Here is a 23,162-nt window from a genome sequence, read left to right as displayed (position 1 = left end):
CAGGCCCAGCTTTCCTGCCATCTCTGCCGATGTGTGACACTCTGTCGACGATGCCTCGCGCGAGCGGGACATCGAACGTCTCTCGCACGGAGCGGCGTGATGCAGAGGCCTGGCGGCCGTTTCTCGAGCGACGGCGGCCCGGTGGGACGCCGTCCCCACGCGGGTGGCCACGCTGACGCAGTCCTACCGCACGGCGGTGTCGGGGATGCGGGCTCGTGTGGCTGCCTCCACGATGAGGGCATGGTTCCCGTGGATCCTGCGGACCGTTTCGACGCGTTTCGGGCCCTGGCCGACCGGCGTGGGCGGCCGGGAGACCGGTTGATCGCGTCGCTTTCCGAGGCCAGGGCGGGAACGGCGGTCAGTGCCGCGGTCTGGGCTCCGGCTGTCGCCGCCGGTTTCGGCCTGCCCGCCGCCGCCGCGCTCGGACCGGCCGGGTATTACGCGGACCTCGCCGCCCCGCACGGCCGCCGTCACGTCCGGCTCTGCACGGCGACGGCGTGCTTCGCATCGCAGGCCGGACGGCATCTCGACGATGTGGAACGCGAGCTGGGCATCACCGCAGGCACGGCCTCACCGGACGGGGAAACGTCGTTGCAGGCCGTGCGCTGTCTGGGGTACTGCTACACGGGGCCTGCGGCGCTCGACGGTGACACGCCCTGTAGCGGCCCGACGCTGGCCGATCAGCTCGCGGGGCGCGAGCCCTCGCAGGCGCCGGAGATCCCGGCGGCCGACGACACCGGCGACCCCGTTCTGCTGCAGGGCGTGGTGGCAGGTGAGCCCGCGTGGCAGGTCTGGCCGCGAATGGTGACGGCAGGCACTCCTGACGAGGTACAGCTGGAAGTGGCGGCCTCCGGACTGCGGGGGCGTGGTGGTGCGGGCTTCCGGGTGGCCGCGAAGTGGGAGGCGGCCGGCCGGGCGCCCGGCACCGTGGTGGTGGTCAACGGGGACGAGGGGGATCCCGGCTCGTACGCCGACAGGCTGCTGATGGAGACGGATCCGGAACGTGTGCTGGAGGGCCTGGCTCTGGCGTGCTTCGCGTGCGGGGCCCGCCGGGGTGTGGTGCTGGTGCGCTCGGAGTATCCGCGTGCGCTGGCACGGATACGGGACGCGGTCGAGCAGGCGTACGCCGAGGGGCACTTCGGCCTGTCCGTGCACGGCACGGACACGGCCCTGGACGTCGAGGTGGTGCAGGGCGCCGGGTCGTACGTCGCCGGTGAGGAGACCGCGCTGATCGCGAGCCTGGAGGGGGACCGGGGCTGTGCCCGGCCGCGCCCGCCCTACCCGACCCAGCGCGGGCTGTGGGACGCGCCGACCGTGGTGAACAACGTCGAGACCCTGGCAGCCGTCCCGTGGATCGTGTCCCGGGGCGGTGAGGCGTACGCCCGACGCGGAACGCCCGACGAGACCGGGACGAAGCTGGTCTGCCTGTCGGAGCGGTTCGCCCGGCCCGGCGCCTACGAGGTCGAGCTCGGCACCCCGGTGGAGCGGATCGTCACCGAGCTGGGCGGCGGCCTGAAAGACGGCTCCGAACTGACCGTTCTCCAGGTCGGCGGGCCACTGGGCGGCTTCCTCGCCCCCGACGCGCTGGATGTGCCGCTGACCGCTGCCGACCTCGACGCTCGGGGGGCATCCCTTGGCCATGCCGGCCTCGTCGCCTTCGACCAGCGCGTGGTTCCGGAGGATGTCATGCGTCATGTCTGGCAGTTCGGCGCCGCAGAAAGCTGCGGCGCCTGCTCACCCTGCCGCGTGGGCTCGCGCCGCGGCCTGGAGCTGGCGTCCGCCGGCACTCCGCCCGGACATGAGTGGGAACGGCTGTCGCATGTCCTGGCCGAGGCGAGCCTGTGCGCCTTCGGGCGGCGGATCCCTCCCGCCGTACGCAGCCTCGCCCGCGCCTATGGAGACCGACTGGCGGGATGGTCCCCATGACCAGGATCGAAATCGAGGTGGACGGCACGGGCGTCAGCGTGCCCGATGGAGCTTCACTGCTCGCGGCGGTGCGGGCGGCCGGAGGCGAGTTGCCTGCGCTGTGTTCCGACGACCGGCTCAGCCCTGCCGGATCCTGCCGTACGTGTCTTGTACGGGCCGATGGGCGGATCGCAGCGGCGTGCGTGACCCCGGCCGCATCCGGGGTGCGGGTCGAAACGGTCACTGACGATCTTCGGCAGCTACGTCGGGAGGCAGTGGAGGTCATCGCCTCCGCGCTGCCGCCCCGTGCCCTCGCCGACGACAACCCCAGCGAGCTGGCCCAGCTCTGCCGGTCGATGGGCATCGGCCCCGAGGCGGCACAGGGAACCGGAGGCCGGGGAGCGGACGACTCGCACCCGTACGTCCACCTCGACCGCGACCTGTGCATCGCCTGCGGCCGGTGTGTCCGCATGTGCGCCGAGGTGCAGGGCACCTTCGCCCTCACCCTGATCGGCCGGGGCGCCGACACCGTCGTCGCCCCCGGCACCGGCGGGCCCTGGGCCGAGTCGGACTGCGTGGCCTGCGGCGGATGCGTCGACACCTGCCCGACCGGGGCGATCACCGAGCCCGGCCCCGGGCGTGGGCTCACCTCCGCCCGCCGCCCGGCGGCCGTAACGCGCACCACCTGCGGCTACTGCGGCGTCGGGTGTGCACTGGACGTCGTCTCCCGCGGCGGCGATGTCACCGCCGTGCTGCCGGCCCGGGACGGCCCGGTCAACCAGGGGCACGCATGCGTCAAGGGCCGCTTCGCCCACGGATACCTCACCTCCCCCGAACGGCTCACTCAGCCCTTGCTTCGCCGCGACGGCAACCTGGAGCCGGTCGGCTGGGACGAGGCACTCGGCCATGTCGCCCGGGGGCTACGCGCAGCCGTTGACGCCGGCGGCCCGGACGCGGTGGCGGCGATCTCCTCGGCCCGCGCCACAAACGAGGAGAACTACCTCATCCAGAAGTTCATGCGCGTCGCCATCGGCACCAACAACGTCGACAACTGCTCCCGGCTCTGCCACTCCCCGTCCGCCGCCGGCCTGACGGCCTCCTTCGGACTCTCCGGCGGCACCGACAGTTTCGACGACGTCGAGCGGGCCGACTGCCTGCTGGTGGTCGGAGCCAACCCCGTCGAGGCCCATCCGGTGGTCGGAGCGCGGCTGCTGAGGCGCGTGCTTCACGGGGCGAAACTGGTCGTCGCCGACCCCCGCGCCGTCGGCCTCGCCTTGCATGCCGACGTGCACCTGCGCCCCCGCCCCGGCACCAACGTGGCGCTCTTCCACGGGCTCGCCCACGTCCTGCTCGCCGAAGGACTGACCGATGAGCAGTTCCTGCGCCGGCGGGCAACGGGGCTTCCGGAACTCACCGAGTTGCTGGACGACTACCCGCCCCATCGGGTCGCGGACATCACGGGGGTACCCGCCGCGGACCTGGTCGCCGCCGCCCGGCTCTACGGACGGGCCGAACGACCCGCGATCGTCTACGGCCTCGGCGTCACCGAGCACCTGCACGGCACGGACGGAGTGCGGTCCCTGGCCAACCTGGCGATCCTGCGCGGCGCCGTGGGCACCGACCGCGGGCACGGCGTCAACCCGCTGCGCGGCCAGAACAACGTCCAGGGCGCCTCCGACATGGGTGCGCTGCCGGACCTCCTGCCCGGCTACGGGAAGGTGACCGACCCTGCCGTACGAGCCCGGGCCGAAGCGGTGTGGGGCGTACCGGTTCCCGAACGCCCCGGCCTGCGGATCCCGGACATGTTCGCCGCCGCACGGGCCGGGGACCTACGGGCGCTGTGGGTCATCGGCGAGGACGTCTGCGCCACCGATCCCGACGCGAACCGGGTGGCCGAAGCCCTGGAAGCGTGCCCGCTCGTGGTGTGCAACGAACTGTTCCTGTCCGAGACTGCCCGCCACGCCGACGTCGTGCTGCCGGTCGCCTCCTGGCTGGAGAAGGACGGCACCTTCGTCAACTTCGACCGCCGGTTCCAGCGGGTCCGCCCCGCCGTGCCCCCGCCAGGAGAGGCACGTGCGGACTTTGACGTCGTGCACGCCGTCGCGACGGCCATGGGCATCGACATCGGTTGCCCGACGCCGGCCGCGACCCTGGCCGAGTGCGGGCGGGTCGCGCCCGTCTTCGCCGGGCTCTCCCACGACCGCCTGGACCGCGAGGATGCTGTGCCCTGGCCGTGCCCGGACCCCGACCGGCCGGGGGAAGCCAAGCTGTACACAAAGCACTTCGCCACGCCGGACGGGAGGGCCCACCTGGCCGCAGCACCCTATCTCCCGCCCGGCGAGCAGCCCGACGACGACTACCCGCTGGTCCTGGTCACCGGGCGGCGCTGGGCCCACTACAACTCCGGCAGCATGACCCGACGCGGCGGCAACCTCGCACTCGATCCGGTCGACCGCCTCGACCTCCACCCTGACGACGCCGCCCGGTACGACGTGCGGGACGGCACGCAGCTCACCGTGGAGAGCCGGCACGGCCAGGCCAGCCTCATCGCCCGGGTCAGCGAACAGACACCCCCCGGCCAGGCCTTCTGTTCCTTCCACTTCCCCACGAGCGGAGTAAACCGCCTCACCTCCGACCACGCGGACACCGTCACCTCCTGCCCCGAGTACAAGGTCACGGCCGTACGGGTCGCCGCGCCGTGACCGCGTCCTGCAAAGGCGCACAGCGATGCGTACCGGAACCCCCGTACTGACGCCTGGTGACGGCGCCTGCGGCCCGGCGGTGCAGACCCTGCCGACCGGAAACGTCTTCGTCGCGCTGGACACCTCACCACGGGGACTGCCCTCGGCAGAAGTGGCGGCGCGGCGCAAGCGGTTCGGGCCCAACGAGCTGCCGCCCGCAGGGCGGAGGGGGCTGTGGCAAGACCTCGTCGGACAGTTCACCGATCTCTTCGCCGTGGTGCTGCTGGTCGCGTCGGCGATCACGTTTCTGGCGTACGGACTTCAGGAGCCGGGTGATGTGGGCACCTTGCAGTTGGCCGTGGCGATTCTGGCCGTGGTGGTGCTGAACGCGGCCATCGGCTTCGCGCAGGAGTACTCGGTTGAGCGGACGGCGGAGTCGCTGCAGGCGATGGTGCCGCACACCTGCAGGGTGCTTCGCGACGGGGAGCGGCGGGAGCTGCCCGCGTGGGAGCTGGTGCCCGGGGACGTCGTCGTCCTGGAAGCCGGGGACGCGGTGCCGGCGGACTGCCGCCTGGTGGAGGCGCACGACGTCTCGGTGAACAACGCGGCCCTGACCGGGGAGAGCGATGCCGTCGCACGTACGGTCGAACCGGTGGCGGACGGCCCGGTACTCCAGGCCCGCAACTGCGTCTTCATGGGCACCGATGTCGTGGCCGGCTCCGCGAAGGCCGTGGTGTTCGCCACCGGCGAGGATACGGAGTTCGGACGCATCTTCCGGCTCGCCGCAGCAGCGCCGCGGCAGAAGACCCCGCTGCAGCGCCAGGTCGCCTCGATGGCCCGCCGGGTGGCGGGCACGGCACTGGCGATCGGAGCGGCCCTGTTCGCCGTACGCGTGCCCACCGGGCAGCCGTTCGTGGAGACCTTCGTGTTCGCGCTCGGGGTGATGGTCGCGCTCGTCCCCGAAGGGCTGCCCGCGACGCTGTCGGTGTCGCTGGCGATCGGCGTACGGCGCATGGCCCGTCAGCACGCCCTGGTCAAGCAGTTGCTCGCGGTGGAGGCGCTCGGATCCACCACCGTGGTGTGCACGGACAAGACAGGGACGCTCACCCAGGCCGAGATGACCGTGGTCCGGGTATGGGCCGGCGGCGTACCGCATGCCGTGTCCGGGGTGGGGTACGCGCCTGTCGGGGATGTCACCGACCCGCAGCCGGTGCGCGGGCTGCTGCGTGCGGCGGCACTGTGCTGCAACGCCCGGCTCGTCCCTCCCCCAGCCAACGCTGGGAGGTGCCCCCAGTCGGACCGCGAGGGCTGGCGGGTGCTCGGCGACACCACCGAGGGGGCGCTGCTCGTCGCCGCGGCGAAGGCCGGACTTGATCTGGCCGCCGAGGAAGCCGCCGCGCCACGTGTGGCGGAGTACCCCTTCGACTCCGCCCGCAAGCTGATGAGCACCGTGCACAAGAGACCCGACGGGAACGACGCCTATGTCAAGGGCGCACCGCAGGAACTCCTGGCCCGCTGCACCGCCATCGACTGGCGAGGCGAGCGGCAGCCGCTGACCGACGAACTCCGCGCGGCGGTGACCGCCGCCAACGACCAGCTGGCCTCCCAAGGGCTGCGCGTACTGGCGGCCGCGTCGCGGCGCGTGGGCGACCCCCACCCCGCCCAGGACAAGATCGAAGCGGAGCTCACGTTCCTTGGCCTGGTCGGGATGCTCGACCCCCCACGCCCCGAAGTCAGCGACGCCGTGCGCGCCTGCCGACGGGCCGGGATCCGCATCGTCATGGTCACCGGCGACCACCCGCTGACCGCGGAGGCGGTCGGCCGCCGCGTCGGGATCGTGCGGCAGTCCGCGCCCACGATCGTGACCGGCACGCGGCTGGACGCACTCGACGACGACGGCCTTGACGCCCTGCTCGCCGCATCCGGCGAGCTGCTGCTGTGCCGGGTCAGCCCCGAACACAAGATGCGGGTGGTCACCGCCCTGCAGCGGCGCGGCCAGGTCGTCGCGGTCACCGGCGACGGAGCGAACGACGCCCCGGCGCTCAAGCACGCGGACATCGGCGTGGCGATGGGCGCCTCCGGCACCGATGTCGCCCGGGAGGCGGCGGTGATGGTGCTGCTGGACGACTCGTTCGCCTCCATCACCACGGCGGTGAGACTCGGCCGATCGGTCTACCAGAACATCCGCAAGTTCCTGGTCTACCTCTTCAGCCACAACATCGCCGAGCTCGTCCCGATCCTGGCCGCGACCTTCGCCGGCTTCCCACTGGTCCCGATCACCGCCGTACAGATCCTCGCGATCGACCTCGGCTCCGACGTCCTGCCCGCCCTCGCGCTCGGCGCCGAACCGCCCGAGCCCGATGTCATGGACCGGCCGCCGCGCTCCCGGCGCGAACGGCTCTTCTCGACCGTGGTGATGGGACGCATCCTGTTCCTGGGCGGCATCCAGGCCCTCGGCGTGACGGCCGTGTTCTTCTGGCACATCCACGCCTCCGGAATCCCGTACGCCGACTTCACCGAGGACGACACCGTCTACCGCGAGGCGATCACCATGGTCCAGGCCGGGATCGTGGTCAGCCAGTTCTTCAACGCTCTCGCGGTACGCACCGACCGGCAGAGCGTGTTCCGGATCGGGCTGCTGTCCAACCCGTGGCTGCTGGCCGCCGGCTGCTTCGGCATCGCCCTCATGGCGGCCATCAGCTACCTGCCCCCACTCCAGGCCGTCTTCAACACCGCGCCGCTGGACGCCGCCGACTGGGCGGTCCTCGCCGGTCTCGGAGCACTGCTGCTGGCCGCAGAGGAGGCCCGCAAGGCGTGGCTGCGCCGCCACCGGACGGCGACTCTGAAGGGAGAAGCGGGATGAGGGTGATCATCGCGGGCTGCGGGCGTGTGGGATCCACGCTTGCCGTCCAACTCGTCGCCGAAGGCCACGACGTACGGCTCATCGACCGTGCCGCCAGGACCCGCAGGCTGCTGCCGATCGGCTTCACCGGCCAGTTCCACGAAGGCAACGGGTACAGCCGCGCCGTACTGGAAGCGGCGGGAATCGAGCACGCCGACGCCTTCGTCGCCGTCACCTCGGGGGACAACAGCAACATCGTCAGCGCCCGGACAGCCAAGGAGACCTACAGGGTCCCGATCGTCCTCGCCCGCATCTACGACCCCCGCCGCGCCGACATCTACCGCGAACTCGGCATCCCCACCATCGCCAGCGTCCGCTGGACGGTGCACCAGATCCACCAGATGCTGCTGCACCGCCACCTCACGCCCGAACTCACCTTCGGCAACGGCGAGACGCTCCTGGTCCGCTCCGAGCTCCCCGCCTACCTCACCGGACGACGGCTGACCGAGTTCGACGTGGACGGCGAGATCCGCGTCGTGGAGGTCACCCGCGCAGGTCGCTCGCTCGTGCCCGCCCACAACACTCCCGCCGAGCCCGGCGACCTGGTCACCTTCGCCGTCGCCGCCACCGCCCTCGGCCGCCTGCGCGGCTTCCTGGACAAGGAGCTGGGGACATGAAGGCCCTCATCGCAGGCGCCGGGCGCCTGGGCACCCAGATCGCCCAGGTCCTCGCCGCTGCCCGCAACGACGTCACTCTCGTCGACATCGACGAGGACCGCATCGCCGAGCTCGAAGGCCGCCTTCCCGTACGCCTCATCGCCGGAGACGCCTGCGAGCCCACCCGACTCGAACACGCAGGCGCGCACACCACCGACCTCGTCATCGCCGCCACCGGCAACGACGAGGACAACCTCGTCATCAGCCTCCTCGCCAAGCGGCAGTTCGCCGTCTCCCGCGTCGCGGCACGCGTCAACGACCCGGAGAACATCTGGCTCTTCGACCAGCGCTGGGGCGTCGATACCGCGGTCCCCGCCGCCACGCCCCTCATCTCCCTCATCGAGGAAGCCACCGGTGCCACGGACACCGTGGCACTCCTGCGTCTGAGTAAAGCGGGCGTCGACGTGATCGAAACCGCCATCACGCCGCAGTCCCGCGCCGCAGGCCGCACGCTCGCCGAGATCGCCCTCCCCGCAGGCACAGTCATCGCCACCGTCATCCGCAAAGGCCAACCCACGGTCCCCACCCCCGAGATGCGACTCCAGCCCGGCGACGAACTCCTCGTCGTCTCCCACGCCGCCACCGAACAGGAGATCCACGCCGCCTTCCAGTGACGGCGTCCGCCTCGACCAAGGGCACGGCCGAGTGGTCAGTGGGTCGCGCAGACCACCTCGACGAAGTGGCCCACCTGTTCCTCCGGCAGGCGACGCGCGAGGTCCGCCTCGCTGATCATGCCCACCAGACGATGATCCTCGATGACCGGCAGCCGCCGGATCTTGTGCTCCTCCATGGCCCGCAGGACCTGGTCGGTGTCAGCCTCGGCGTCAATGGTGATCGGCTTGCCCTGCTCGAGCATGCCCGCAGTCATGGTCTTCGGGTCCTTGCCCTTGGCGAGACACTTCACCACGATGTCGCGGTCGGTGATGATTCCGTGGAGCCGGTCGTCCGGCCCGCAGATCGGGAGCGCTCCGACGTCCAGTTCACTCATCCGGCGCGCCGCGTCCTCCAGCGTCTCGCTCTCCTGGATGCAGGTGGCACCGGCATGCATGATCTCCCGTGCAGTGGTCATGGCCATCTCCTTCGAGCCTCGAGATCGGCGCGGGGAAAGCCCAGAGAGCCGGCCCGCCCCGACCGGAACTCCATAAGGCCAGTGTGGGTTCGGCGCATCCCGTACGCATGCCGGCGAAGAGGACACGACCCACCACTGTGCCCTCACTCCGCGAAGGCCGGCCAGGTCACGGCTGCTCCGACATGGCCAGCCGGGATCCGGAGCCGACCAGACCCGCATCCCCCGGCCCCGGCCACCGTGACCCGCGAGGGGCCGAGCTGCCGCCAAGTGGACGCAGAGGGCCCGAGCGGCCCAGGCAGCGGGGCCGATGGGCTCTGGCGTCCTTCCCGGTGCGCGCGGAGAGTGAAAGAGTCACAGGAGGTGAGCCACGGTGATGTACTGGAATGGCGGCTGGGCCTGGATGACCCTGATGCCCCTGCTGTGGATCGCGTTGATCGGCCTTGTGGTGTGGGGGGTCGTGCGCCTGACGCAGCACTCGGCTGGTCGCCACAACGCCACGGACCCTCGGAAGACACCGAGGGAAACGCCAGAGGAGATCCTTGACCGCCGCTTCGCCTCCGGCGAGATCGACGCGGACGCGTACTCAGAGGCACGTAAGCGCCTCGCCGCCCACCGGCCGGGGCCCCGGTGACCAGGCCGCACGGCCGTTGGCTGCCACTGACCGTGCTGGTCGCCGCGGTAGCCGCACTGATCGCCTCGCTCGTGTGGGTCGCCGGCAGTGACTTCGGCCGGCCCGGCCCCGCGGCAGTGATGGGCGCGGTCTCCAGGGACGGCCCCGTACGCACTCTGGACGAAGCCGAGCGCGCGGCCGGGCACTTCGCCGACAAGTGGGACCTGCACGTCGGGGAAGTCATGGAGTTCAGCAACGGCTACTACGCCGAACTCCTCGACCCCCAAGGCCAGGGCGCCACCGAGGTCCTCATCGACCCGGACAGCGGCACCGTCCAACCGGAATTCGGCCCCGCCATGATGTGGAACACCGCCTACGGGATGCACGCCCGCAACCGGACCGGTGCCACGACAATCGAGCCCGGCCAGGCCGTACGGATCGCCGACACATGGCTGCGGGAACACCGACCCGGACTGCACACAGCCGACCCCGAATCGTTCCCCGGCTACTACACGCTGCACGCCCTACGTGGCGACAACACCGTCGGCATGCTCTCGGTCAACGCCCGCACCGGCGCGGTCTGGTACCACACCTGGCATGGACGCTTCATCCAGATGCAAGAGCATCCGGAGCCCCGGTAGCGCGCTCCCTCACCAGCGGCAGGACGGCATCATGAGCCGCCGCGTCCTGCTCGTCCTCAACGACCTGTGTGTCACGTCGAATGTTGCGGCTGGACAAGGGCCGGGGCAGTCCGTCGGGCGCGCAGGACCGGCGCGGACTCGGACACCCTCAACGCGCGCCGATCTTGTGGATTCAGCGGCGGCGCAGGGCGGCCAGGGTGCGCTCAAGGTCGGCCCGCCGGGGCCGGTTGTGCGGCAGCACGGCCAGGAGGGCGGCCATACCGCACGTGTTGGTGAGGGCGGAGAACACGAGCCCGCCGGCCACACCCGCCGAAAGCAGCTGCCAGGCCGGGTGGAGGAGGCCGAGGGCGAGGCCCGTCAGCACGAGGGCGCCCGCGGTGAAACGGACCTGGCGCTCCATGGACCATGTCCTGCGGGCGGGGCCGTCGGGGCGGTGGAGTTCATGGCCTTCGTCCGCCCAGGCGTTCGTGCCTCCGGTCAGGGTCGCCGCGGGGACGCCGTGTCCGGCGAGGAGCGCGCAGGCGCTCTCGGAGCGGGCTCCCGAGGCACAGACCACGAGGAGATCGGCACGGTCCGCGGCCTGCCTGATCGCGGGGAGCGCGCGGTCGAGCAGATCGAGCGGGATGTTGAGCGCGCCGGGCAGGTGGCCCGAAGCGTATTCGGCGGGGGTGCGGACGTCGATGACGGTCAGGTCGCCCAGTCGGGGGCGGGCCTGGGCGGGGGTGAGTGCGGCGGTCGTGTGCATGTCGGCTGTCATCCTTGACATTGGCTGGTGAAGCCCCATAGGGAGTAAGTTACCCCCAGGGGTATACGTAGGGAGTGGTTGTGGAGCTGGATCTCGCGGGTGCTGAACTGAGGGCCGTGCTGAATCGGCTGCGCCGGGCCCAGGGCCAGATCTCCGGCGTGATCCGGATGATCGAGGAGGGGCGCGACTGCGAGGAGGTCGTGACGCAACTCGCCGCCGCCTCGCGCGCCCTCGACCGGGCGGGCTTCGCAATCATCGCGACGGGCCTGCAGCAGTGCCTGACCGACATGGAGGCCAGGGGCGCGAACGGGGAGGACCGGGAGCAGATGCGTGCGCGGCTGGAGAAGCTCTTCCTGTCGCTCGCCTGATGCGCGCCTGACGCGCCTCGTACGCGTCGCGTGGGGTGTCATACGAGGCTCCCGATCACCATGAGGCCGGCGACCGCGAGCAGGACGCGGGCGAAGATCCGCCGGAGCGCGTCGGCCTTCACCTTCCCCGACCAGCGCTTGCCGTCCCAGGCGCCGAGAATCGCGGCCCCGGTGAAAGGTGCGACGACCGACCAGTCGAGAGCGTTCGCCGTGCCGGTACGGGTGGCCAGGGCGGCGAGCGCGTTGACGGTGATCACCAGGAGGCTGGTGCCGACGGCGGTCCGCATCCGCAGGCCCAGGGTGGCGACCAGGGCCGGTACGGCGAGGAACCCGCCGCCCACCCCCAGGACGCCTGTGACGGCCCCAAGTCCGGCGCCGGCTGCCGCCGCCCGGCCCTTGTACACGACGCGGTCGGCCTCGACCGCTTCGGTCGGCGTACGCAGCATCCGCAGTGCCGCGAGGGCCGCGACGACGGCGAACGCCCCGGTCAGCAGGGCCGGGTGCAGCCGGCCTGCGAGCGCGCCGCCGATTGCCGCAGGCACCACGCCGGCGGCGGCGAACAGCAGTCCCGTGCCCCACCGGACGTTGCCGTCGCGAGCGTGCGCGTACAACCCGGTGGCCGCGGTGGCGGCGACGATGACGAGGCTCGCGGTGGTGGCCTCGGCCGGAGTGAACCCGAGCAGGTGGATCAGAGCGGGGACGGCCAGCACGGCGCCACCGCCCCCGAGGGCGCCGAGCGCGAGCCCGACGAACGCTCCGGCGGTCAGAGCGAGCAGCAACGCACTCACGCGATCGATCCGCTCGCGCCGTGCCCGTCCACCACGGGCAGACCTGCCTCGGCCCAGGCGGCCATGCCACCAGTCACGTCCACGGCCACCAGGCCACGTGCGGCCAGCATTCGTGCGGCGTGTCGGGACCGGCTGCCGGAACGGCAGATCACCACCAGCGGCCGGCCGCGGGCGGGTGCGGGAAGCTCGGCCCCGGCATCGAGTGCGCTGAGCGGCAGATGGACGGCCGCCGGGGCGTGGCCCGCGGACCATTCGTGTGCCTCGCGCACATCCAGCAGTACGGAACCGCCAGGGCCGAGGGTGCGATCGAGGGCTTCGGCGGGATCGACCCGGCCGGGGCCTCGGCGGAAGAGAGACATGCCTCGCTCCTGTTGACGAGTCGTCACGAGTCGGTGGTGGAGGGGCGATCGTGCCCCGGTCGGCTCTCCACGACGGGCAGGCCCGCCGCGCGGGCCGAGTCGAAGCCGTCGTCGATTGCGACGACGTCACGGCCGACCGCGTCCAGCAGGGAGGCGGCGATCGCGGCCCTCATCCCGCCGGCGCAGTGCACCCACACGGCTCCGTCCGGTATCTCCCTGATCCGTCCGCGCAGCTCGTGCAGCGGTATGTGCAACGAGCCCTCGATGTGGGCCCTGGCCCGCTCGGCGTCTCGCCGGACGTCGAGGATGACCCACGCCTCGGCCGCGTCCCGGGCGGCGAGCCCGGCGAAGGTGGAGCGCGGGAAGGAGCGGGACCGCTCGCCCGAGCGCACCCAGTCGGCCGGTGAGCCGGTGGCGGCCGCGGCGGGCCGGTCGATGCCGACCCGTACGAGCTCCCGCTGGGCGCCGGCCAGTTGCTCGGCCGACTCGGCGAGCAGGGTGACCGGCTTGCCCCAGGGAATCAGCCAGGCCAGATAGGTGGCCAGCTGGCCCGCCGCCTCGAAGTTGAACGATCCGGCGACATGGCCCTCGGCGAAGGCGACACGGCTGCGCAGGTCGACCACCCATTCACCGGCGGCCAGCCGCTCGGCGATCTCCCCGGAGTCTGCGACGGCGGGCGGCGTCAGGTCGACCGGCGCCGGCCCCCGCGCGTTCAGCGGGCCCATGTGCGCGTAGTAGGCGGGTATGTCGTCCAGGCCGGCGAGCAGGTCCGCGACGAAGGTGTCGGCGTCCTTGACCAGTGCGCCGTTGGTGAACCGCTCCTTGCCGATGGTCGTGGCGTCCCCCGAGGCCTGCGCCGACGAGCAGAAGCTGCCGAAACCGTGGGTAGGCAGAACGGCCGTCTCGTCCGGCAGCGCGTCCGCCAGCCGGTGCGCGGAGGCGTGCTGGGCGCGCGCCAGCCGCTCGGTGAGGCCCGGCTCGACCAGATCGGGACGGCCGACCGTGCCGATGAGCAGCGAGCCGCCGGTGAAGGCGGCGACCGCCTCGCCTGACTCCTCCAGGACGTACGCGGTGTGGTGCGGGGTGTGACCGGGCGTGGCCAGCGCGCGCAGCACCAGGGCCGTGTCGATCTCGATCCGGTCCCCGTCGGCGACCGGGACCCGCGGGTACGACACCCGCGCCCCGGCGGGTACCAGGTAGGCGGCCCCGGTGAGTCGGGCCAGCTCCAGGCCGCCGGTCACGTAGTCGTTGTGCACGTGCGTCTCGGCGACGTGCGTGATCCGCACGCCGCGGCGGGCTGCGGCCTCCAGCACCCGGTCGATGTCCCGGGGCGGATCGACGGCCACGGCGGCGTCCGCGCCGCCCGCGAGATAGCTCCGGTTGCCGAGCCCAGGGACCTCAACGGTGTCGATGAAGAACACGGCTCCACTCCTCTCGCAGATGGTTTACCCCGGGGGGTATGCATCCACCGTAGCAGAATTACCCCCGGGGGTATTTCGGGAGAGAAGCTCGGTGCGCTCACTGCACCGACCGATCCCCACAGTGGGCCGGGGCGCCCGGCCACCCGGAAGGAGCCCCATCCGCGAGGTGTGACCGCGGCGTGCGTGCCTTGAAGCAAGATTCGCCGAGACAGTCACGACGCCCGGGTGGCATTCGCCGCCGAAGGCTTCGGCGCCCTGACTGAGCCGGAGCCCATGCCCCGGAGCAGGTGGCTCAGCGATCCCAGGTTTTTGACCGGACCGTCACACGCGGTGGACGCTCCGGCCACAGCCGCGCCTGGAGACGCATGACGACATGGCCGAGGCCGGACAGCGCGGCGGCGATCGCCAGGTCGGAGAGTGGAAGCGGCTCGGTACCCAGCACGGCCCGCAAGGGAGGCAGATAGACACCGGCCGCCTGGAGGATCAGGGCCGCGCCGACGGCGACCAGCAGGAACGGGTTGGCCAAGGTGCCCGGACGGGCCCGGGAACCGAGTGCCACGCCAAGCTGCGTCGCGCCGAGGATCAAGAACATCATGGACTGCCAGGGGCGGCCGGTCTCCCGCGCCCAGACCCCGGCAATAAGGGTCACCGTGGCGACGAATGCCCCCATGAAAAGGATCCGCGGCCACAGGCCGGCGCCCAGCACGCTCTCCTCGGGAGGCCGGGGCGGGTGACGCATCGCGTCCGGGGCGACGGGCTCCGCGCCGAGGGCGACACCGGGCAGGCCGTGAGTGAGCAGGTTGATCCACAGGATCTGCGCGGGCAGCAGCGGCAGCGGCATGCCCAGGAAGGGGCCGAGGAGCATGACCAGGATCTCCGCGGTGCCGCCGGTGAGCGCGTAGAGCAGGAACCGGCGCACGTTCGCGTAGACACGGCGCCCCTCCTCCACGGCCGACACGATCGTGGCCGGATTGTCGTCGGCCAGCACGAGATCGGCCGCCTGGCGCGCCACCTCGGTGCCGCGCCGCCCCATGGCCACGCCGATGTCGGCCCGGCGCAGAGCCGGGCCGTCGTTGACGCCGTCCCCCGTCATCGCCACCACGTGCCCCGCCCCACGCCACGCCTGAACGATGTCCAGCTTCTGCTCCGGGGTGGTCCGCGCGTAGACACATACGCCCGTCAGGTCGCCCGCCGTGCCTTCCCGGATCCGCTCGCCTGTCGTAACCTCCTCGTCCCGGGAGGCGATACCCAATCGCTCGGCTACGGCGCGTGCCGTCAGCGGGTGATCGCCCGTGATGAGTACGGGGACGATACCGGCCCGTTTGCAGGCGCCGATGGTCGTTGCGGACGCGCTCCGGGGCGGGTCCAAGATGCCGACGAGGCCCAGTAGCGACAGGCCGGACTCCCAAGTCCGGGGCTGTTCCGCCGATTCTTCATGGTCTGCGGAGGCGACTGCGAGCACTCGGTACCCGTTGCGTGCCAGCACCTCGGCCTGAACCGCGGCGCGAGCGAGTACGTCAGGGCCGTCGGCCAGGACGTCCGGCCGGAGCAGCGACTCCGGCGCTCCTTTACACGCGACCCGCAATCCGCCCTCAGGCGGACGGTGCACGGTCGACATACGCTTGCGGCCGCTGTCGAAGGGAAGCTCCTCCACACGCGGAAGCTCCTGGTCCAGCTCCGCCCGGCCGAGCCCGAGGCGGGCTCCGGCCGCAAGCAGGGCAGCTTCCGTGGGATCGCCCAGCCCGTGCCACTCCGTGAAGCGGTCCGACGGAGGCTCCAGCGCCGCGTCATTGCACAGCATCGCGACGCGCAGCAACGCCGCCAGGTCAGGGGCGTCGCCCGGCGTGACCGTCTCGCCGTCGCGGACGACCCGGCCCTCGGGCTCGTAGCCCGTACCCATGACAGTGGCCTCTCCGTGTGGCGTCCACAGCCGTTCGGCGGCCATTCGTCCCTCGGTCAGGGTGCCGGTCTTGTCCGTGGCGATCACGGTCACGGAGCCCAAGGTCTCCACCGCGGGCAGTCTGCGGACGATGGCGTTGCGGTCCGCCATCCGCCGTGCTCCCAGCGCGAGAGCGAGCGTCACGACGGCGGGAAGGGACTCCGGAACAGCAGCGACGGCAAGGCTGATCGCCGCCACGATCATGAGCTCCACGGGCTGTCCGCGCACCAGCCCGAGAGCAAGGACCACGGCACACAGAGCCACGGTGACAGCTGCCAGAACCCGGCCGAACCTCGCCAGACGATGCTGCAGCGGAGTCAGACCGGGCGCGGCTCCCATGAGGGAAGCGATCCGGCCGAGCGCGCTGTCGGCTCCCGTGGCGGTGACCACGACGCGGCCGCGGCCACGGACAATGACCGTGCCCGCCGACACCCTGCCGCGCGATGCGTCACTGTCAGGAGCCTTCTCCACCGGAACGGACTCGCCCGTCAACGAGGACTCATCCGCCAGCAGCAACGCCGCGCTCAGCACGTCTCCGTCCGCGGGAACGATGTCGCCCTCGGCCACCAGGACCAGGTCACCGGGTACAACCTCGACAGCCGGGATGGATCGTTCCTCGTGGTCCCGTACCACCCTGGCGGCGGGGGCACTCATGGCAGACAGAGCGAGAACCGCCTGCTCTGCCCGTACTTCCTGCACGACACCGACCACGGTGTTCACAGTGATCACGAGCAGAATCACGGCGGCGTCGGTGAGATCGCCGGTGGCGATCGTCAGAGCGGCGGCCACGAGCAGCACCAGGATCAGCGGGTCGCGCAACTGCTGCAGCACCCGCCGCCACACGGGGGTTCGCGGCTCCTCCGGGACCTCATTGGGCCCGTGGCGCTCAAGCCGCCGCGCGGCCTCGACCGACGATAGACCCGCTGCTTCGGGTGTCGTGCTCCGGAGTTCGTCCACGTCCTCATCAGGCCTTCGGGCGCCCCTGCGCCGGTTCATGCCCCTGACCAGCCGATGGAAGCAGCTCCGGGTCAGGCAGGCGGGGTGAGGAGCGCGTCGATGAGGCAGACGGTGGCGTTGGCGGTGGTGATGTTGCCGCAGACGATGTCGGCCGTGTCATTGACCTTGTACGAGGTACCCGAGCCGGAGGTGGTGAGCTCGGAGCCTTCCAGCGTCTGGAACGAGCCGTTCGGCAGCTGGCTCGGTGTGATGTTGTCGTCCACCACGTGGTAGGTCAGTACCTTCTTCAACTGCTCCGGGTCCTTCAGCAGCGAGTCGCGCTCTGCCTGAGACAAGCTGTTGAAGGCGTGGTTGGTGGGCGCGAAGAGGGGGATGTTGTCCGATTGGTTGAGGGTGTTGTCCAGCCTCGCCTTCGTCAACGCCGATGACAGCTGTGCCGGCTGGGGGCTTTCGGCCGCCGCATCCGCCACCCTCTGCTTCGCCATGGTGGCGACACTGCCTTCTCCGCTCTTGGGCAGTTCCGAGCAGTCGGGGCCGAATGTTCCCGTCGGAGCGGGAGTCGGCTCCCGTGCGTAGGTCTGGGGGCGAAGGCGCCGAGCGCGAGCGGAACCGCGACTGCTGCCGCCATGGCGGTCTGCGCCCGGCAAGCTCCCATGAACCTCATCGTGAACCCTCCTTGGGGGACGGACCTGGTGAGTGTGCCGACAATGGCCGTCCGACCGGCCATGGGACCGCGACACTTCCACGTAACCAGCCCCTGCAGGGGAGCGCACTTCGGGCTCGTGGAGTGGCACGGTGACCGGGGCACTGGACCGCTGATCTGTTCGCTGCCGTCCTCGGGAAGGATCACCTTGCCGGCAGCACGAGCCTGCAGGTCTCCCCTGGTGCGATGGTGACGGCCCGGTCGGTCAGTACCACCCGGATCGGTGTTTCCTCCGAGTCGGGCACACCGATCCGGAGCTGTCCGCTCTGCAGCTGCACGCTGACGCCCCAGTGGCCGCGGTAACGCAGCGAGAACCCGTACTCGGACAGCGCCGACAGCGGCACCGGGTCCAGCCACAGGGCGTCCTCGCGGGTCTCCAGTCCGGTCAGGCCGCGCTGGACCAGGTCGAGGGTTCCGGCCATGGCGCCGAGGTGGATGCCTTCGCCGGTCGTGCCGCCTTGGATATCGGCGATGTCCGCCTCAAGAGCTTCCTGGCAGTACTTCCATGCCTCGGCCCGTCGGACCCGGGTGAGGACCCAGCCGTGGACGAGTCCGCTGAGGGTGGAGCCGTGGCTGGTGCGCTTCAGGTAGTAGTCGACGGTCTTGCGCCAGACCTCGTCGTCGAGGTCGTATCCGAGACGGTGAAACAGATCCTGCAGTTCGGCGGGCGAGAAGAGGTAGCCGAGCATGAGGACGTCGGCCTGCTTGGAGGCCTTGTAGCGGTTGACCGTGTCGCCCTCGGCCTCGAGTATCCGGTCCAGCCTCCGGATGCTGTCGTACCGCTCCCGGTAGGCGTCCCAGTCCAGCTCCGCGAGATCGCCGTAGCCCTCGAACTGACTTATGACGCCCTGGTGGTAGGGCACCCGCAGCCGCCGGGACACCTCCTCCCACATCGGGAGTTCGTCGCTGCCCAGGTTCACGCGCTCGAGCAGTTCCTGCCGGCGCCATGCCGGAAGGCGCTGCAGAAGTTCCAGGGCGCGGCTGAGGACCCAGGCAGCGGTGACGTTGGTGTACGAGTTGTCGTCCAGACCGGGCAGATCGGCGCCCGGGTAGCTGTCGTGGTACTCGTCGGGGCCGACCACACCACGGATGCGGTAACGGCTCATCGTGGGGTCGAAGACCGCGGCGTCCGCCCAGAAGCGGGCGATCTGCAGCAGCATCTCCGCGCCCTTGGTGTGCAGGAACTCGGTGTCGCCGGTGGCCTCGCAGTACTGCCACACGTTGTAGGCGACGGCCGAGCCGACATGGTGCTGGAGCCGGGAGTGGTCCGGCAGCCAGCGGCCGGAGCGGGGGTTGAGATGCAGCTCCTGGGTCTCCTCGCGGCCGTCACTGCCGCTCTGCCACGGGTACATCGCCCCGGCCCGACCCGCCTCAACAGCCGCCCGGCAGGCCTGCGGAAGCCGTCGGTGGCGGTAGTTCAACAGGGCGCGGGAGACCTCCGGGAAGTGCAGGTTCAGATACGGCAGCACGAACAGCTCGTCCCAGAAGACATGGCCGCGATATGCCTCACCGTGCAGCCCTCGCGCCGGCACGCCCACGTCGAGGTCCGCGGTGTGCGGCGACAGGGTCTGCAGCACATGGAACAGGTGCAGGCGCAGGACACGGCCTGCCTGGCCGGGCACCTGGACCGCTGCGTGCCGCCACAACTGGGCCCACGCGGTGACATGGGAGTCCATCAGTGCGGGGAAGTCGGCGGCTGCCGACACCCGGTCGACCGCTGCCCCGAGCGGATCGCTGATTGCCGCATCGCGTGAGGTGTGCAGCGCCATGGTCTTGTCCACAACGACGGGCCGGCCCGGTGCGATGGGGACCACCAGGCGGCGGACGGCCCGGTGCCGAGCGGGATGCAGCCGCGACGATGTCGGCGGCTGCCCGGTGACGACCGTACGGGCGGCCATGGCGATGCCGATGTCGGAACTGTTGGTGCGGCAGCGCAGCCACACTGTGCCGGACTCCTCCACCCCCGTCTGTACGTGGGCCAGGTGGCTCCGGTTGAGGGACCGGTAGCGGTGCACGTTGCCGTTGACGACGTCTCCATCGATCGCCGACTCGACTTCGATCTCTCCCGACCAGTCCTCGGCCGTGAAGACGGTTCGCAGCACGGCCAGATGAGGATCCGCCATGTGCACCAGACGGATCTGCTCCGCACTCACCACGCCGGCCGCGTCGTCCCGATAGCGGAACGTGCGAGTGAGCATGGCGCGGCGCAGATCCAGGGTGTGCCGGTGATCGAGGACGGTGTGGGTGTCCGGGGTGAACCACGGAGCCGCCGAGCCGTCGGCGGAGCCGAGACGGAACCTCAGGGGCAGCCAGTTCGGGAGATTGACCAGATCCTCGTTCACCACCGGGCGCCCGGCCACGGTGGACTCCAGGCGGTTGTAGCATCCGGCCACGTAGGTCGCCGGGTAGTGAATCAAGCTCGCCCGGCTCTCAGGTACGGCCCCACGGGTGGCGAAGTAGCCGTTGCCGAGCGTGCACAGGGATTCCCGCAGCCGCTCGGCTGCGGGATCGTAGCCCTCGTACTCCCAGATCCACTCCGACATCCGCCCTCCCAACCCCCTCTCCCTTCACGAGGTATGCGGGAGCACAGTCGACGCGCCGGGTTCAGACTCGCTGAGCGATGACAGCGACCGGGCACTCGGAGTGATGGAGCAGTGCGTGGGCCACCCTGCCGAGCTGCAGACCGAAGTGGCCGTTCCGCCGCTGGGCGCCTACGACCAGCAGGTCGGCGTGGGTCGACGCATCCAGGAGGACCTTGTGGGTGGGGCCTTCGACCGGTCGGCGTTCCACGTCGACCCGGGGGTGGTCCCGTACGGCCTCGCGCAGCGCGTCGTCGAGGGTGGCCGAAGCGCGTTCGTTGTGGGTGTGCGCGGCATCGTCCGCGAGAACGGGGTGGTCCGCGTCCTCGCGGGCCGGGCGGCGCCAGGCCCGCACGGCCTCCAGGGCGCAGCCGCGCGCTTCGGCCTCGCGGAAGGCGAACCGTACGGCGGCCGAGCCCTCGGTCGTGTCGCCTACCCCGACCACCACCCGTCCGAAGGTTCCCTGCCGGTTCTGCTCCGAGCCACGGACCACGATGACCGGGCACGCGGCGCGGGCCGCCACCGTGAGGCTGACCGACCCCAGCAGCAGCCCGGCAAGCTCGCTGCGCCCACGGGCGCCCGTGACCAGGGCAGATGCCTCATGCCCTTCCCGTAGCAGCACGGACACGGCATCGTCGGGCAGCACCTCGCCCGACACCTTGACTTCTGCATTACGAAGTCGGGCGCGCTCCGCGCTGGAGGCGACGATGTGTTCCGCCATGATCTCTTCGGCAGGACGATCGGTACTGAGGGAGGGGCGGCTGCCCTCGTACCGCTCCCACAACGACGCATAGACGAGACGCAAGGGCAGCCCGTGGCGTGCCGCTTCGTCCACCGCCCAGTCCACCGCCTGCAGGCTGGAATCCGATCCGTCGACACCCACGACCAGCGGGAGTTCCATTCGTCCCACCGCCTTCCTTTCCGGCCTCTGCGAGCGTCCCCTGTGAATACCGTCGCACCGCCCAGGGGCCACCGCGACACGCAGCACCGCCTCCCGGACCGGGGTCTTCGGCCCGGTTGCACCGGTCCGGTTTGCAGCGATGGTGGAGTCATACGGCCGGTCGGCCCACCTCCATGCCCCTTACGGCCCTGGAGCCGGGCGCTTTCTCGCCAGAGGCTGAAGCCGAGAGCAGGACGAGTGGCACGAGTGGGCCGCACCTGCGAGAGGGAGCCAGCGATGAAGCACAGCAAGATCGGCAGCCTGATGGTGAACGACGTCGTCTCGGTGATTCCGCAGACGCCGTTCAAGGAGGTCGCCAAGCTGCTCGCGGTGCACCGGATCAGCGGTCTGCCGGTGCTCGACACCGACGACAGGGTGCTCGGTGTGATCTCCGAGAGCGACCTCATAGTCCGCCAGGCGGGCGTGCCGACCGAGCCGGGATCCATCCGCAGCGCACGGCTGGCGTGGCGAACACCGCCGTCCGGCGGCACCGGCAGCGGACGCACGGCAGACACCAAGGCGCACGCGCTGAGCGCCCGGGAGCTGATGTCTCGCCCCGCGATCACTGTCAAGGCCGAGGACACCATCGCCGTGGCCGCCCGCACCATGGCGGAGCATCGCGTCGAGCGGCTGCCGGTGGTCGACGAGGAGGACCGCCTGGTGGGTATCGTGACACGCCGCGACCTGCTGCAGGTCTTCCTCCGGCCGGACCCTGACATCCGCCGGGAGATCGTCGACGAGGTCCTGGACCAGACGCTGTGGCTGTCCCCGGACGCGGTACAGGTGCATGTGATCGACGGTGTGGTCACTCTTGAAGGACAACTGGAGCGGTTCAGCGACATCCAGGTCGCGGTCCGGCTGACCCAGGAGGTGGACGGCGTGGTCTCCGTCATCGACAAGCTGACCTACCGCTATGACGACTCCGGCATGCGACCCGCCCAGAAGAAGGCGCCATCCGCTCCCGACGACGCCGGGCACGGCGCGATCCATTGGGAAAGGTCACCGTGATCAGAGGGCGTGGTCTCTTCAGCGCGCTGCCCGAAGGAGGAGGTCCGAAGTGCCTGAGACTCCGCACATCGTGAGCGATGTCATGACCCAGACGGTGCTAGGGTGCGTTTTGAAAGTGCCGGTCACAGCCACTCGTTGATGGCTGCGACCAGCACGGTCGCTTCGTAGCGGACGGCGAGCTTGTCGTATCTCGTGGCGACCGCGCGGTGGCGTTTGAGGCGATTGATTCCGCACTCCACCGCGTGGCGCTCCTTGTAGTCGGCCCTGTCGAACGTGGGTGGCCGGCCACCCTGGGAGCCGCGTTTCTTGCAGTTGGCGCTCTGGTCGCGCTTCTCCGGGATGGGGCAGCGGATACCGCGCTTGCGCAGGTAGGCGCGGTTCGCGCGGGAGCCGTACGCCTCGTCAGCACGGACCTTGTCCGGCCGGGTGCGCGGGCGGCCTGGCCCAGGCCTGGGCACCCGGATACGCCCAGGACCACCTCGAACTGCGGGGAGTCGCCGCGATGTCCGGCCGTGATGACCAGTGACATCGGTTTCTGGGCCTGCTCGACCGCCAGGTGGAGCTTGGTGGTCAGCCCGCCCCGGGAGCGCCCGAGCCCGTGGTCCTCGGGCTCGGTGAAGACACCACCCGGCGGCTCGATCTGCAGATCCCCTTTTTGCGCGCACCAGCCGCATGCTGGTGGGCGCGGGCGATGGTCGAGTCCACCGAGACGTCCCAGGTGATCAGCCCTTCGGCGTCGGCCTGGGCCTGCAGTTGCTCGAAGATACGGTGCCAGGTGCCATCCCGCTGCCAGCGCCGGAGTGAAGTAGGCCGCCGACGAGGTGCCCGTGGCCCGGGTCCTTTTCCGACGGCCCCTTCCCGAACGGTGCGGGCTAGTTTCCCAGCACACCG

At 70.9% G+C, this 23,162-nt stretch carries 18 protein-coding genes; 8 read left to right on the top strand and 10 right to left on the bottom strand.

Going from position 1 to position 23,162, the window contains the following annotated elements; all coding sequences use genetic code 11:
* Window positions 1–240: 240 nt before the first annotated feature.
* The 5 genes from ACFV9O_RS31050 to ACFV9O_RS31030 are packed head-to-tail and all read left to right on the top strand — an operon-like array spanning window position 241 to window position 8,758.
* On the top strand, window positions 241–1,926 hold the full coding sequence (locus ACFV9O_RS31050; RefSeq protein ID WP_385423662.1) for an NAD(P)H-dependent oxidoreductase subunit E: 1,686 nt from the start codon (window positions 241–243) through the stop codon (window positions 1,924–1,926).
* Complete coding sequence (gene fdhF / locus ACFV9O_RS31045) at window positions 1,923–4,607, top strand: formate dehydrogenase subunit alpha (RefSeq protein WP_385423660.1); 2,685 nt, start codon at window positions 1,923–1,925, stop codon at window positions 4,605–4,607. Before ACFV9O_RS31050 ends, fdhF begins: the two co-directional genes overlap by 4 nt.
* 25 nt (window positions 4,608–4,632) lie before the next feature.
* A complete protein-coding gene (locus ACFV9O_RS31040; RefSeq protein ID WP_385423658.1) occupies window positions 4,633–7,449 on the top strand; it encodes a cation-translocating P-type ATPase in 2,817 nt (938 codons plus the stop codon).
* Window positions 7,446–8,105: a potassium channel family protein gene (locus ACFV9O_RS31035; protein ID WP_385423656.1), complete on the top strand. Its 660-nt coding sequence runs from the start codon at window positions 7,446–7,448 to the stop codon at window positions 8,103–8,105. Before ACFV9O_RS31040 ends, ACFV9O_RS31035 begins: the two co-directional genes overlap by 4 nt.
* Entirely contained in the window at window positions 8,102–8,758 is a 657-nt protein-coding gene (locus tag ACFV9O_RS31030) for a potassium channel family protein (RefSeq protein ID WP_385423654.1), read from the top strand. The genes ACFV9O_RS31035 and ACFV9O_RS31030 overlap by 4 nt, the downstream gene beginning before the upstream one ends.
* A 35-nt stretch (window positions 8,759–8,793) precedes the next feature.
* Here the strand turns inward: ACFV9O_RS31030 and ACFV9O_RS31025 are convergent, their stop codons facing one another.
* Window positions 8,794–9,213 (bottom strand): CBS domain-containing protein, encoded by a 420-nt coding sequence (locus ACFV9O_RS31025; protein ID WP_385423652.1) that lies wholly within the window; start codon window positions 9,211–9,213, stop codon window positions 8,794–8,796.
* 627 nt (window positions 9,214–9,840) lie between these two features.
* Here ACFV9O_RS31025 and ACFV9O_RS31020 point away from each other — a divergent pair.
* Window positions 9,841–10,464, top strand: a complete 624-nt coding sequence (locus ACFV9O_RS31020; protein ID WP_385423650.1) for a hypothetical protein — start codon at window positions 9,841–9,843, stop codon at window positions 10,462–10,464.
* 172 nt (window positions 10,465–10,636) lie between these two features.
* Here the strand turns inward: ACFV9O_RS31020 and ACFV9O_RS31015 are convergent, their stop codons facing one another.
* Window positions 10,637–11,209, bottom strand: coding sequence for a rhodanese-like domain-containing protein (locus ACFV9O_RS31015; RefSeq protein ID WP_385423648.1), 573 nt, complete (start codon window positions 11,207–11,209; stop codon window positions 10,637–10,639).
* Between the two features lie 80 nt (window positions 11,210–11,289).
* Here ACFV9O_RS31015 and ACFV9O_RS31010 point away from each other — a divergent pair, with 80 nt between their 5' ends.
* On the top strand, window positions 11,290–11,577 hold the full coding sequence (locus tag ACFV9O_RS31010) for a metal-sensitive transcriptional regulator (protein ID WP_385423646.1): 288 nt from the start codon (window positions 11,290–11,292) through the stop codon (window positions 11,575–11,577).
* Between the two features lie 38 nt (window positions 11,578–11,615).
* Here ACFV9O_RS31010 and ACFV9O_RS31005 read toward each other — a convergent pair whose 3' ends face one another.
* The 7 genes from ACFV9O_RS31005 to ACFV9O_RS30975 form a co-directional block, all read right to left on the bottom strand.
* Entirely contained in the window at window positions 11,616–12,365 is a 750-nt protein-coding gene (locus tag ACFV9O_RS31005; protein WP_385423644.1) for a sulfite exporter TauE/SafE family protein, read from the bottom strand.
* Entirely contained in the window at window positions 12,362–12,724 is a 363-nt protein-coding gene (locus tag ACFV9O_RS31000) for a rhodanese-like domain-containing protein (protein ID WP_385423642.1), read from the bottom strand. The genes ACFV9O_RS31005 and ACFV9O_RS31000 overlap by 4 nt, the downstream gene beginning before the upstream one ends.
* Before the next feature lie 23 nt (window positions 12,725–12,747).
* Window positions 12,748–14,145: a rhodanese-like domain-containing protein gene (locus tag ACFV9O_RS30995; RefSeq protein ID WP_385423640.1), complete on the bottom strand. Its 1,398-nt coding sequence runs from the start codon at window positions 14,143–14,145 to the stop codon at window positions 12,748–12,750.
* 292 nt (window positions 14,146–14,437) lie between these two features.
* A complete protein-coding gene (locus tag ACFV9O_RS30990; protein WP_385423638.1) occupies window positions 14,438–17,041 on the bottom strand; it encodes a cation-translocating P-type ATPase in 2,604 nt (867 codons plus the stop codon).
* Window positions 17,042–17,112: 71 nt separating this feature from the next.
* On the bottom strand, window positions 17,113–17,526 hold the full coding sequence (locus ACFV9O_RS30985; protein WP_385423636.1) for a fasciclin domain-containing protein: 414 nt from the start codon (window positions 17,524–17,526) through the stop codon (window positions 17,113–17,115).
* 361 nt (window positions 17,527–17,887) lie between these two features.
* Entirely contained in the window at window positions 17,888–20,287 is a 2,400-nt protein-coding gene (locus ACFV9O_RS30980; RefSeq protein WP_385423634.1) for a glycoside hydrolase family 65 protein, read from the bottom strand.
* Window positions 20,288–20,348: 61 nt separating this feature from the next.
* On the bottom strand, window positions 20,349–21,224 hold the full coding sequence (locus ACFV9O_RS30975) for a universal stress protein (protein WP_385423632.1): 876 nt from the start codon (window positions 21,222–21,224) through the stop codon (window positions 20,349–20,351).
* A 276-nt stretch (window positions 21,225–21,500) separates the two neighbouring features.
* Here ACFV9O_RS30975 and ACFV9O_RS30970 point away from each other — a divergent pair, with 276 nt between their 5' ends.
* Window positions 21,501–22,271, top strand: coding sequence for a CBS domain-containing protein (locus ACFV9O_RS30970; RefSeq protein ID WP_385423630.1), 771 nt, complete (start codon window positions 21,501–21,503; stop codon window positions 22,269–22,271).
* Window positions 22,272–22,393: 122 nt separating this feature from the next.
* Here ACFV9O_RS30970 and ACFV9O_RS30965 read toward each other — a convergent pair whose 3' ends face one another.
* Window positions 22,394–22,729: a transposase gene (locus ACFV9O_RS30965; RefSeq protein WP_385423628.1), complete on the bottom strand. Its 336-nt coding sequence runs from the start codon at window positions 22,727–22,729 to the stop codon at window positions 22,394–22,396.
* Between the last annotated feature and the right edge of the window lie 433 nt (window positions 22,730–23,162).

The sequence above is a fragment of the Streptomyces sp. NPDC059909 genome, from assembly GCF_042730885.1.
GTDB lineage: Bacteria > Actinomycetota > Actinomycetes > Streptomycetales > Streptomycetaceae > Streptomyces.
This window is presented reverse-complemented; position numbering and strand designations above follow the sequence as displayed.